This is a genomic window from Aestuariivirga sp. (genome assembly GCF_044238155.1).
Taxonomy (GTDB): Bacteria; Pseudomonadota; Alphaproteobacteria; order Rhizobiales; family Aestuariivirgaceae; genus Aestuariivirga.
Map to the genome: position 1 here is coordinate 19,101 of NZ_JBIIDX010000015.1, position 12,106 is coordinate 31,206.

The window sequence follows — 12,106 nt, forward strand, 5'->3', positions numbered from 1 at the left end:
CCTCAGACGTCTCTGATCCAAGACAGTCCCTGAACGGTGCCTGATGCCGGGCGGTACTCGCAGCCCACGAAGCCCGCATAGCCAATCTGATCGAGGTGGCGGAAGATCCGCCTGTCATCGAGCTCTCCGCTGCCCGGTTCTTGGCGTGCCGGCACCGAGGCGGTCTGCACATGGCCAATCAGCGGCAGCAGCTGTTCAAGGTTCCGCATCACGTCGCCATGCAGGATCTGCCGGTGATAGATGTCGTATTGCAGCCTGAGATTGGGCAGATCGAGGCCTTGGATCAGCTCGGCGGCATACGCGAAGTCGTTCAGGAAATAGCCCGGCATGTCCCGTCCGTTCAGAGGTTCGATCAGGATGTCGATGCCCAGCGGCTGAACCACGGCACAGGCATGGCGCAATGTGTTTGAATAGGCCGCGCAGTCGGCGGGATTGCCGCGGCTGGCAATTCCGCTCATCAGATGCAGGCGCTTGACGCCGGTTGCTTCCGCATAGGGGAGGGCCTGGGCCAGCAGGGTGCGGAATTCCGCCTCCCGGCCCGGAATGGCTGCCAGCCCGCGCTCGCCCGCCTCCCAGTTGCCGGGCGGCAGGTTGAACAGTGCCAGAGTGAGCTTTGTATCCTGCAGCCGCCGCGCAACGTCGTCTGGGGAGTGGGCATAGGGAAACAGGAACTCCACAGCCTCAAAACCGCAATCGGCCGCAGCCGCGAAGCGGTCGAGAAACTCCCATTCGGTGAACATCATTGTCAGGTTGGCGGCAAATTTTGGCATGCTCACTCCATCTCGCGTGAACGGAAGTCTAACCGAGGGCCGGGCCGGAGGGAATGCCATGGTCGCCCGGGCAGGTTCCATCTTGCTGACTCTTGCTTTATGAAGCTCAGTCATGACGAGGCCCTGCATCATCACGGCGGCGATCACCGGGTCCGTGCCCCGCAAGGAGCATAACCCGGCGGTTCCCATCAGCATTGCCGAACAGGTTGAATCGACCCAGGCTGCCTTCGAGGCCGGTGCGGCGCTCGCTCATGTCCATGTGCGCAAGGAGGACCAGACGCCGACCTCCGACCCCGAGCGGTTTGCGCGTCTGCTCGAAGGCCTGCGCCATCATTGCCCCGGCATGATCGTGCAGTTTTCAACCGGAGGCCGCTCCGGCCGGGGCGAGGAGCGTGGCGGCATGCTGCATCTGGGCTGCGACATGGCTTCGCTGTCGACGGGCTCGTGCAATTTTCCAAGCATCATCTACGAAAACTCTCCGGAGCTCATCCGTTTCCTCGCCCGGCGCATGCAGGATCACCACGTGAAGCCTGAGATCGAGGTGTTTGACCTTTCGATGCTCTATCAGGCGCTGGAGCTTGCCAGCCAGGGCGTGCTGCAGCGGCCGCTGCATGTGCAATTCGTGCTGGGCGTGAAGAACGCCATGCCGGCAGTGCGCCAGGCCTTTGACTTCATGGTGGACGAATTGACGCGCCTCGCCCCCGACTCGACCTGGGTCGCAGCTGGCATCGGCCGGCATCAGCTTGAGGTCAACCGCTGGTGCCTTGAGCGCGGCGGCCATTGCCGCACCGGTCTTGAAGACAATATCCGCTGGGATGAAACCCGTCTTGCCGCTTCCAATGCCGAGCTCGTCCACCGCCTCGCAGGCCTCTGCGCCGAGTATGGCCGCCACGCGGCAACGGCTGTGGAAGCTCGCGCCATTCTCGGGCTTGCGCCGGCCTAGGCGGCAGCCCCATACCTCAAGGAGAGAAGCATTCATGCCCCGTTTCGAACGCAAGGCCCTGATGGAAAAATTCCAGGACATGAAGCGCCGCCGAATTCCGATCATCGGCGGCGGTGCTGGAACCGGGCTTTCCGCCAAATGCGAGGAAGAGGGCGGCATTGACCTCATCGTGATCTACAACTCCGGGCGCTACCGCATGGCGGGGAGGGGCTCGCTTTCGGGCGTCCTGGCCTATGGCAACGCCAATGACGTGGTGCTCGAGATGGCGCGGGAGGTGCTGCCCGTCACACGGCGCACCCCGGTGCTCGCTGGAGTCAATGGCACCGACCCCTTCTGCATCTTCGACAAGTTCCTCGATGATCTGAAGGCGCTTGGCTTTTCCGGCGTGCAGAACTTCCCAACGGTTGGCCTCATCGATGGCGTGCTGCGCGCCAATCTCGAGGAGACAGGCATGTCCTATGGCCTCGAGGTGGACATGATCAGCCTGGCTCGCTCCAAGGACATGCTGACGACACCCTACGTCTTCAACGCCGGTGAGGCCGAGGCCATGGCGAGAGCCGGGGCGGACATCATCGTCTGCCATCTTGGCCTCACCACCGGCGGCAGCATCGGATCAAGGACTGCGCTGAAGCTCGCCGATTGCCCTGCGCTGGTCGATCAATGGGCCGAAGCCGCTCTCAAGGTCAATCCCGAAGCCATCATCATCGTGCACGGCGGTCCGGTCTCCATGCCGGAGGATGCTGCCTTCATTCTTCGCAACACGCGGAACTGCCACGGCTTCTATGGCGCCTCCTCGATGGAGCGCCTGCCCACCGAGATTGCCCTCGTGGAGCAGACACGCGCCTTCAAGGCCATTTCGTTCACCTGACCGGTTTGCGCAGCCAGCTCATGTCGGGATAGGGGATCGGTTCCTTCGCCCGGAGCAGGAAGCGGGAGAAGATTTCGCCATAGCCTTTCATCAGATAGCCGTTGTTGCGGGCGATCAGTGCCTCGCGCTCGGCACGATAGAAGGCTGGCAGCTTGTACCATGCCAGCGCCGGCCGCTCATGGTGTGCCACATGCAGGTTGTTGTTCAGGAACAAGAGCGACCAGAACGCCGAGGCCTCGACGATGATGGTACGGTGTTCAACTCTTTCGGCTGCCTGATGCTCGCAGTAGGACCGCACGAGCGCCAGCGAGATTCCCGGATAGGCGATCAGCAGATAATACTGCCAGAATGGCATGCCAGCGAGGAAGACCACATACCAGATGGTAATCGCCACGGCAGGGGCGAACCATGCCCAGGCCTTCAGTGTCTCGCGGTTGCCCGCGGCAATGTCGCGGAACTCGGATGACCAGAACCGCACGATGCTGATCGCGGGACCGATCGCCATCCGCCCTGCGAGCGTCTGGTTCATTTCATACAGCACGCGCCGCACCCCGCTTACCGCGGCCCAGTGCTCGGGCAGAAGGTAGTAGGACTCGGGGTCGAGCCGCGGGTCGGTCAGGTTTGCGTCATTGTGGTGGGTGAGGTGCGTGTCGCGATAGCGCAGGTAGGGCAGCCACAGCGTCGGCGTGACGATGACCAGTGCCTCGTTGACAAGCCGGTTCCCCGTCGGGTGTCCATGCAGAACCTCGTGCTGGAGCGAGGAGTGGAGGGCAGCACAATACGCCCCTACCGGAAGGATCACCCACCATGGCAGGCTGGCATGAAACCAGACGAGGGTTGCAAGAATCGCATAGACGGCTCCAATCAGCCCCACCGTTGGCCATTCTATGCTCCGTGTGCGTCCAGTCATCATGCTCAAATCCCTGCTGCGGTGGGTTCATACCATGTTTTGTGGCATTTTTTGAAGCCCCGGCGGTCTTAAGCCCAGCCTTGATTCCCCTGTCCTGTTGGTGCAATCGAACATCAGTTCTGAGCAGCTTCGAGGTTCGCATGCCACAGTATCGGTCCCGCACCACAACCCATGGCCGCAACATGGCGGGCGCTCGCGGCCTTTGGCGGGCGACCGGCATGAAGGACGAGGATTTCGGCAAGCCGATCATCGCCATTGCCAATTCCTTCACGCAGTTCGTGCCCGGCCATGTCCATCTCAAGGATCTGGGCCAGCTCGTTGCGCGCGAGGTTGAGAAGGCTGGCGGTGTCGCCAAGGAATTCAATACCATCGCCGTCGATGACGGTATCGCCATGGGCCACGACGGCATGCTCTATTCTCTGCCCTCGCGCGAGATCATCGCCGACTCGGTCGAATACATGGTGAACGCCCATTGTGCCGATGCCATGGTCTGCATCTCGAACTGTGACAAGATCACGCCGGGCATGCTGATGGCGGCGTTGCGCCTCAACATCCCGTGCGTCTTCGTGTCAGGCGGGCCCATGGAAGCCGGCAAGGTCGTGCTTTCGGGCGTTACCAGGGCTCTCGACCTCGTCGATGCCATGGTGGCGGCAGCGGATGAAAAGTATTCGGATGCCGAAGTGCAGGTCATTGAGCGTTCGGCCTGCCCGACCTGCGGCTCCTGCTCCGGCATGTTCACCGCTAATTCCATGAACTGCCTCACCGAGGCGCTCGGCCTGTCGCTGCCTGGCAATGGATCTGTCCTCGCCACCCATGCCGACCGCAAGCGCCTGTTCGTGGAGGCTGGTCACCTCGTGGTCGATCTGGCGCGCCGTTATTACGAGCAGGATGATGAAACTGCCCTGCCGCGCAACATCGCAGCCTTTGGTGCCTTTGAAAACGCCATGACGCTTGATATTGCCATGGGTGGCTCGACCAATACGGTGTTGCACATCCTTGCGGCGGCCCATGAGGCAGGCATTGATTTCACGATGAAGGATATCGACCGGTTGTCGCGGCGCGTGCCGGTCTTGTCCAAGGTCGCTCCGGCCAAGTCCGATGTTCACATGGAAGACGTTCACCGCGCTGGCGGCATCATGGCGATCCTGGGCGAGCTTGACCGCGGCGGCCTCATCAACCGGGACCTGCCCACCGTACATGCCCCGACGCTGGGAGAGGCGCTGGACCGCTGGGACATTGGCCGCACCAATTCGGATGCGGTGCGAGAGTTTTTCCGGGCAGCACCGGGCGGCGTTCCGACCCAGGTGGCCTTCAGCCAGTCCAGCCGCTGGGATGATCTCGACCTCGACCGCAAGACTGGCGTCATCCGCGATGTCGAGCATCCGTTCTCGAAGGACGGGGGCCTCGCGGTTCTCTATGGCAACATCGCTGAAGACGGCTGCATCGTGAAAACGGCAGGCGTTGATGAGTCAATTCTCAGGTTCACCGGCAAGGCCAGGGTTTTCGAGAGCCAGGATTCAGCCGTACACGGAATATTGAACCGTGGCGTTGAGGCGGGCGACGTGGTGGTGATCCGCTATGAGGGGCCCCGCGGCGGCCCTGGCATGCAGGAGATGCTCTATCCCACCAGCTATCTGAAGTCCAAGGGGCTCGGCAAGGCCTGTGCGCTCATCACCGATGGCCGCTTCTCGGGCGGCACGTCCGGCCTGTCCATTGGCCATGTATCGCCAGAAGCAGCCGAGGGTGGCCTGATCGCCCTTGTCGAGGAGGGTGATCCGATCGAGATCGATATCCCCAACCGCTCGATCCGCCTGGCCGTAGCCGATGCGGAGATCGCGCGCCGCCGCACTGCCATGCTGGCGCGGGGTGACAAGGCCTGGAAACCGGCAGAGCAGCGCAGGCGCAAGATCACCACCGCGCTCAAGGCCTATGCTGCCCTGACGACATCTGCCGCCACCGGTGCGGTGCGTGCGGTCAAGTGAGGCGCTGAGCATGTCTTTGCCCGTCAAGCTGCTCGAAGGTTACTCCAACTTCCGCGCCGGCCGCTACTCGTCAGAAGCAGAGCGCTATCGCAGGCTGGGCGAGGGAGCGCAGAAGCCGCGGGTCATGATCATTGCCTGCTGTGACTCTCGCGCTGCGCCGGAGACAGTTTTTGATGCAGGCCCCGGAGAGATGTTCGTGGTGCGCAACGTCGCCAATCTGGTGCCACCCTATACGCCGGATGGCGGCCATCACAGCACCTCTGCGGCGCTTGAATTTGCCGTCATGTCGCTCAAGGTGGAGCACATCGTCGTCATGGGCCACGGCCGCTGCGGCGGCATAAGGGCTGCCGTGCTGGACTCTTCGCCACTCACTCATACCGATTTCATCGGCAGCTGGATGCGCGCGATCAAGGACGTGACACGCATCGTACCGCGTGAAGATGGCTGTGATGACGCCCTGCACGAGCGGCATATCGAGCGCGCCTCGATCGAGCACTCGCTCGCCAATCTTCGCACCTTTCCTTGGATCCGCATGAAGGAGAACAGGCACGATCTTTCTCTGCATGGGGTCTGGTTTGATATCTCCATGGGCGAACTGCATGCCTATAATGAAGATCAAGCCAAGTGGTCAGCCATCGGAGGGGGCGAGGCATGAGCTACGTGATCGGCGTTGACGGTGGAACGGAATCAATCCGTGCCTTCGTTTTTGATCTCGATGGACGGCCGCTGGCTTCTGTAGCCACACCCTACAGGACGGAGTTTCCTCAGCCATCCTGGGCTGAGCAGAACCCGCAGGACTGGTGGATGTGCATGGGCCAGTCGGTCCGGGGTGCGGTGGCAAAAGCGGGCATCTCTTCTGGCGACATCATCGCCATCAGCGTTGATACGACCTGCTGCTCCGTCGTGGCGCTGGATGCTGCAGGCGAACCACTCAGGCCCTGCATGATCTGGATGGATGTGCGCTCGGCGGCGGAGGCCGATGCTGTTGCTGCAACCGGGGATCCCTTCCTACGTGTCAATGGTGGTGGTGCCGGCCCAGTGTCTGCGGAGTGGATGATCCCGAAGTCGCTCTGGATGAAGCGTCACCAGCCGGACATTTTTGCGCGCGCAGTGAAAGTCGGCGAGTACCAGGACTACATCAATTTCCGGCTCACCGGGCAGTGGGTTGGATCACTGGGCAATGCTGCAACCCGCTGGCACTATCAGACCCAGCATGGCGGGGTGCCGCGCTCGCTTCTCGCCACACTCGATCTGGCGGACCTCGAGGAGAAGTGGCCAAACCCAATCCTTGCACCCGGCACGCCCATAGGCCCTCTCGCGACCGATGCGGCAGCTCATCTGGGCCTTAGGCCCGGCATGTTGGTGGTGCAGGGTGGGTCGGATGCTTTCATGGGTGTCATCGGTCTTGGCGTCACGCTGCCGGGCGAGATGGCGCTCATCACCGGGTCCTCGCATCTTCACATTGGCATAGCCGATCGCGTCGTGCACAAGCCGGGCGTGTGGGGCACCTATATGGACGCTGTCTATCCGGGCAAGCCGATCATCGAAGGCGGTCAGACCTCGACGGGATCGGTCATCGCCTGGTTCAAGCGCCATTTTGCCGAGCATATGAGCTGGGATGATCTCAACGCGGGCGCAAGTGCCATTCCGCCAGGGGCGGAAGGCCTGCTCGTGCTGGATCATTTCCAGGGCAACCGTACACCCTACACGGATGCGCTTTCGCGCGGCGCTATCACCGGGCTCACACTGAAGCACACGCCCGCGCATGTCTTCCGCGCCATTATCGAGGGCATTTGCCTTGGTACGCGCCTGATTACCGACAGTTTCGGAGAGGCCTTCACGCCGCGCCGCATCGTGCTGGCGGGCGGGGCCTCGAACTCACCGCTCTGGCTCCAGATTCATGCCGACACGATCGGCGCGCTTATCGAGCTCACCGAGGTTGCCGACGCTCCGGCGCTGGGCTGCGCCATTCTCGCTGCCCATGGCGCTGGCAAGTATCCCAGCATCGAGGAAGGCTGCGCCGCCATGGTGCGCTCGAAGGCAATGATCGAGCCTAACGCGGCCAACACCCGTTTCTACGAGACCGAAATGCTGCCCCGCTATGCGAAGCTCTATTCCGCGCTGAAGGGCCTGCGCGGCTAGGAAGATTCACAATGTCAATCAGCCACCTCCGGAAGGTGTGCTGCTGTCTTGTCACATAATAGGAATAAAGTCAAGAGGAAAAAAGTCCCGGTCCCTACAGTCTCTTGAGGCCGGCCTCGATCTCGGTGCGGCGGTTTTCCAGAAACGGCGGTAATGACAGCGTGGTGCCGAGCTTGTCCATCGGCTCGTCGGTGGCGAAGCCCGGCGCGTCGGTTGCCAACTCGAAGAGGACGCCATTGGGTTCGCGGAAATACAAGCTCTTGAACCAGAACCGGTCGACGGGGCCGGAGTTGGGCACCCGCATGGACCGCAGGCGGGAGGCCCAGGCATCATAATCAGCATACGGAATGTTGAACGCGACGTGGTGCACGCCGCCGGCGCCCTGCTGGGCGGGTGGCAGAGAGGGGTCTACCGTCACATGCAATTCGCCAACGGCCCCGGGCCCATCCATGCGGTAGATCAGCGTGTCGCCGGAGCGGCCCGCGGCTGTCATGTTCATCAGCTTGGTCAATACCATGTCTGTCGGGTCCGGATCGGCAACGCTCATGGTGATGGGGCCAAGCCCCCTGATCTGGTGTTCGGCGGGAACCGGGCTCTGCTCCCAGGGATGGGCATCGCCATGGCTGTCCACCACCAGCGCCAGCCTCTGGCCTTCATGGTCCTCGAAGGCAAGCGTCGGACGTCCGTTTTCTTCCGCGATTCCGGCTTGCTGCACGCCGAGAGTCTTGAATCTCTGCTGCCACCAGCCAAGCGAGGCCTCTGACCCGACGCGCAGGCCGGTGCGGGTCACTGAATGGCTGCCACGTCGTTCGCGGCCCACCGGCCAGTCGAAGAAGGTGATGTCGGTGCCGGGCGAGCCTACGCCATCGGCGTAGAACAGGTGATAGGCCGAAGTGTCGTCCTGGTTCACCGTCTTCTTGACGAGCCGAAGCCCCAGCGCCTCTGTGTAGAAGCGGTAATTGCCCGGTGCATCGGCGGTAACGGCGGTGAGGTGGTGAAAGCCCTTGAGGTTCATGGCGACCTTTTCGTTGATCTGGTTCAGCCGCCCTGGATGCGCGGCAGGAGATAGATTTCGGCGCCTTCGGGAAGCGGCGTTTCCCAGCTGTCGCGATAGATCCTGCCGTCGATCGAGACGGCCACGCCGCGGGCAAGATGAAGGCCCATGCCGGGGTAGGCCTCCTCGAGCTTGCGGAACAACTCGCGGATGGTCTTTGCCTCAATCTGAACGACGGACGCCCCATCCGCTGCCGGACGGAGCGCCCCCCACAGGTGGATATCGGCCAAATCAGGCCTTCTTGGTCTTCTTCGCAGCCTCAAGCGCCTTGAGCACGCGTGGCGGCGACATCGGTACATGCGTCATGCGCACGCCGAAGGCGTTCGACACGGCATTGGCGATGGCGGCGATCGGCGGCACGATCGAGGTTTCGCCAACGCCGCGCACGCCATAGGGGTGGTTGGGGTTGGGAATCTCGAGGATCTGCGTGTCGATCATGGGCAGGTCGGAGCACACCGGGATGCGATAGTCGAGGAAGCCCGGGTTCTGCAGGCGCCCGTCCTTGCCGTAGATGTACTCCTCGTTCAGCGCCCAGCCGATGCCCTGTGCCGCTCCGCCCTGGTACTGGCCTTCGACATAGGTCGGGTGAACTGCCTTGCCGGCATCCTGGATGACCGTATAGCGCACCACGCGCGAGCGGCCTGTCTCCGGATCAACCTCGACGTCGCAGATGTGGGTGGCGAAGGACACGCCCGCACCATCCGCCACGATCTCGGCATGGCCCGCCACGGGGCCGCCGGTGTTGCCGGCAGCCGCAGCGATTTCCTTGAGCGACAGCGGCGCGAGGTTGCCGTACTTGCTGCCAATGGCCTTGGCGTGTCCGTTTTCCCAGGACACGTCGGAGACCGGGATTTCCCACATTTTGGCGGCGCGTTCCTTCAGGATCTCGATGGTGTTGCGGGCCGCGAAGATGCCCGCCATCGAGGACGAGAAGGTGCCGCGGCTGCCGTCGGTCATGTCGTTGTGGCCGAGTGCGCCGGTGTCGGCCACGGTGCACTTCACCTGGTCATAGGGGATGCCCAGTTCCTCGGCCACACACAGCGCGAGAGAGGCGCGCGAACCGCCCACGTCAACCGTGCCCACCGTGAGCGTTACGGTGCCGTCGGGTCCGACATTGATGTCCGTACAGGTCTGGCCACCGAAGTTGAACCAGAAGCCGCAGGCATAGCCGCGTCCCTGGTTCTTGCCGAGCGGGGCCTTCATGTGCGGATGCTTGCGTGCCGCTTCCAGCGTCGGGCCGATGCCGATCGGACCGTAGACCGGGCCATAGGAAGACCTGGTGCCCTGCTTGGCGGCATTCTGGATGCGAACCTCGAGCGGATCCTTGCCGATGGTCCTGGCAAGTTCGTCAATGACGCTTTCCACCGCGAAGGCAGCCATTGGCGCTGACGGCGCACGATAGGCCGCCGACTTCGGGCGGTTCACCAGCACCTCATAGCCGCGGGTCTTGACGTTCTTCAGGTCGTAGCAGGCGAAGGCCGTCATGGCGCCGAGTTCGGCCCACATCGAGAGATAGGGTCCCGAGGCGTAGCGCAGCTCTGCCTTGCCTGCCGTGATCGTGCCATCCTTCTTGATGCCGATCTTGACATCGATCGAGGTGGCGCTGGTGGGCCCCGAGGCGCGGAACACCTCGCCGCGGCTCATCACGATCTTCACGGGGCGGTTGGCCTTGCGCGACAGCGCCAGGGCCACGGGCTCCATCCAGACATGGGTCTTGCCGCCGAAGCCGCCGCCGATCTCGGAGGAGGTGACACGCAGCTTCGACACGTCCATGCCCAGCAGCATGGCGCAATGGTTGCGATAGACGAAGTGGCCCTGGGTGCAGACCCAGAGTTCGCCGGTGCCGTCCGGGCTGACGCTGGCCACGCATGCGTGCGGCTCGATGTAGCCCTGGTGCGTCTGCTCGGTCTTGAAGGTGCGCTCGATGACGACATCCGCGTCGGCGAAGCCCTTTTCCACGTCGCCATGGCCGAACTGGGTGATCTTGGCCACGTTCGAGGCGGTCTTGGGCTTGCTCTCGCCACCCTCGGTGAAGACCTTCTCATGCAGGATCGGCGCCTTGGGCTTCATCGCCTCGTCGACGTCGGTGACGTGCGGGAGAACCTGGTAGTCGACCTTGATCAGCTTGAGGGCCTGCTTGGCCGTCTCCATGTCGACTGCGGCGACGGCGGCCACTGCATGGCCGTCATAGAACACCTTGGTGCGCGCCATGCAGTTGTCGAGGATGTCGAACATGCCCTGGTCACCGTTGGTGAGGTCAGGAAGATCGGCAGCCGTCAGCACTGCCTTGACGCCAGAAAGCTTCTCGGCCTTGGAGATGTCGATCCGCTTGATCTTGGCGTGGGCATGGGGCGAGCGCAGGATCAAACCCACGAGCTGGCCCGGCATGTTGTGGTCGGCGCCATATTTGGCGCGGCCAGTGACCTTGTCGATGCCGTCAGGCCGCAGCGGCCTCGTTCCGACGGACTTGAACGACTTGGCGTGATAGGAGGCGTCAAGCGGCATGGGTCAGGCTCCTCTCATAACTTTGGCGGCGTCCTGGACGGCGCGCACGATCTTGTCATAGCCGGTGCAGCGGCAGAGATTGCCAGCAAGACCGAAGCGGATTTCTTCCTCAGACGGGTCCGGGTTCTTTTCCAGCAGGGCCTTGGCGGCCATCAGGAAGCCCGGTGTGCACACGCCGCACTGCAGTGCGGCATGCTCGATGAACTTGGTCTGCAGCGGATGGAGATCGGCGCCATCCGCCAGTCCCTCGACGGTTTCGACCTTGCGGCCCTCGGCCTCGATGCCGAGCACCAGGCAGGAGCAGACCAGTCGGCCATCGAGGATCACGCTGCATGAGCCGCAATCGCCGGTGCCGCAGCCTTCCTTGACCCCGGTGAGGCCCAGCCGGTTGCGCAGGACATCCAGCAGCGTTTCAGCCGGATCGCAGGCGAACTCGGCGCGGTCGCCGTTGACGGTTGTGGAAACGAGAACGGCCATGATCACTTTCCTCCTGCGCGGCTGTAGGCGATCTTCGCAGCGCGCTGTGCCAGAACAGCGGCGACCTTGGTGCGGAACTCCACAGTGCCGCGCTTGTCATCGATCGGGCGGCAGGCGGCGGAGGCAGCCTGGCCCAGTTTCTCCAGCGCGGCGGCGTCGAGCTTCGTGCCGATGATCGCTCGGGCAGCGGCGGCCACCAGAAGCACGGTGGGCGCAACCGCGCCCAGCGATACGCGTGCCGCGGTGATCACGCCTTTGGCATCGATCGTCAGATTTACCGCAGCGCTGACCACCGCGATGTCCATTTCTGAACGCGGAATGAAGCGAAGATAGGCATCTCCGGAGCGGGCCTTCCGCGCCGGCAGTACCAGCGCCTCGACCAGTTCACCCTTCTTGAGGGATGTCTTGCCGGGACCAATCGGCACCTGCTCGACCGGCACGGCGCGCTTGCCCTT

Annotated in this window: 12 protein-coding genes; 5 read left to right on the forward strand and 7 right to left on the reverse strand. The window is 63.0% G+C overall.

Annotation, left to right across the window (positions count from 1 at the left end; translation table 11 throughout):
- Window positions 1-2: 2 nt before the first annotated feature.
- Window positions 3-770 carry a 2-oxo-tetronate isomerase gene (gene otnI, locus ACILRN_RS02925; RefSeq protein ID WP_395685375.1) on the reverse strand — a complete coding sequence of 256 codons (768 nt, stop codon included), beginning with the start codon at window positions 768-770 and terminating at the stop codon, window positions 3-5.
- A 112-nt stretch (window positions 771-882) separates the two neighbouring features.
- Between otnI and ACILRN_RS02930 the strand changes: the two genes are divergently transcribed.
- Both ACILRN_RS02930 and ACILRN_RS02935 read left to right on the forward strand, forming a co-directional pair.
- Window positions 883-1,713 (forward strand): 3-keto-5-aminohexanoate cleavage protein, encoded by an 831-nt coding sequence (locus ACILRN_RS02930; protein WP_395685376.1) that lies wholly within the window; start codon window positions 883-885, stop codon window positions 1,711-1,713.
- Window positions 1,714-1,747: 34 nt separating this feature from the next.
- On the forward strand, window positions 1,748-2,581 hold the full coding sequence (locus tag ACILRN_RS02935; protein WP_395685378.1) for a phosphoenolpyruvate hydrolase family protein: 834 nt from the start codon (window positions 1,748-1,750) through the stop codon (window positions 2,579-2,581).
- Here ACILRN_RS02935 and ACILRN_RS02940 read toward each other — a convergent pair.
- Window positions 2,574-3,494 (reverse strand): fatty acid desaturase, encoded by a 921-nt coding sequence (locus ACILRN_RS02940; protein WP_395685380.1) that lies wholly within the window; start codon window positions 3,492-3,494, stop codon window positions 2,574-2,576. The two genes, ACILRN_RS02935 and ACILRN_RS02940, sit on opposite strands and share 8 nt — an antisense overlap.
- 137 nt (window positions 3,495-3,631) lie before the next feature.
- On the opposite strand from ACILRN_RS02940, the gene ilvD reads away from it, so the two are divergent.
- The 3 genes from ilvD to ACILRN_RS02955 are packed head-to-tail and all read left to right on the forward strand — an operon-like array spanning window position 3,632 to window position 7,615.
- Window positions 3,632-5,473 (forward strand): dihydroxy-acid dehydratase, encoded by a 1,842-nt coding sequence (gene ilvD / locus ACILRN_RS02945; protein ID WP_395685382.1) that lies wholly within the window; start codon window positions 3,632-3,634, stop codon window positions 5,471-5,473.
- Between the two features lie 10 nt (window positions 5,474-5,483).
- Window positions 5,484-6,128, forward strand: a complete 645-nt coding sequence (locus tag ACILRN_RS02950) for a carbonic anhydrase (RefSeq protein WP_395685384.1) — start codon at window positions 5,484-5,486, stop codon at window positions 6,126-6,128.
- Window positions 6,125-7,615: a ribulokinase gene (locus ACILRN_RS02955; protein ID WP_395685386.1), complete on the forward strand. Its 1,491-nt coding sequence runs from the start codon at window positions 6,125-6,127 to the stop codon at window positions 7,613-7,615. The genes ACILRN_RS02950 and ACILRN_RS02955 overlap by 4 nt, the downstream gene beginning before the upstream one ends.
- A 94-nt stretch (window positions 7,616-7,709) precedes the next feature.
- On the opposite strand, the gene ACILRN_RS02960 is transcribed toward ACILRN_RS02955, so the two are convergent.
- The 5 genes from ACILRN_RS02960 to ACILRN_RS02980 all read right to left on the reverse strand — a co-directional run.
- Window positions 7,710-8,630: a ring-cleaving dioxygenase gene (locus tag ACILRN_RS02960; protein ID WP_395685388.1), complete on the reverse strand. Its 921-nt coding sequence runs from the start codon at window positions 8,628-8,630 to the stop codon at window positions 7,710-7,712.
- A 23-nt stretch (window positions 8,631-8,653) separates the two neighbouring features.
- On the reverse strand, window positions 8,654-8,899 hold the full coding sequence (locus ACILRN_RS02965; RefSeq protein WP_395685390.1) for a MoaD/ThiS family protein: 246 nt from the start codon (window positions 8,897-8,899) through the stop codon (window positions 8,654-8,656).
- A 1-nt stretch (window position 8,900) separates the two neighbouring features.
- On the reverse strand, window positions 8,901-11,174 hold the full coding sequence (locus ACILRN_RS02970) for a xanthine dehydrogenase family protein molybdopterin-binding subunit (RefSeq protein WP_395685392.1): 2,274 nt from the start codon (window positions 11,172-11,174) through the stop codon (window positions 8,901-8,903).
- Window positions 11,175-11,177: 3 nt separating this feature from the next.
- Window positions 11,178-11,651 (reverse strand): (2Fe-2S)-binding protein, encoded by a 474-nt coding sequence (locus tag ACILRN_RS02975; protein ID WP_395685394.1) that lies wholly within the window; start codon window positions 11,649-11,651, stop codon window positions 11,178-11,180.
- A 2-nt stretch (window positions 11,652-11,653) separates the two neighbouring features.
- Window positions 11,654-12,106, reverse strand: a 453-nt coding sequence (locus ACILRN_RS02980) for an FAD binding domain-containing protein (protein ID WP_395685396.1), incomplete at its 5' end; no start/stop codon positions are given.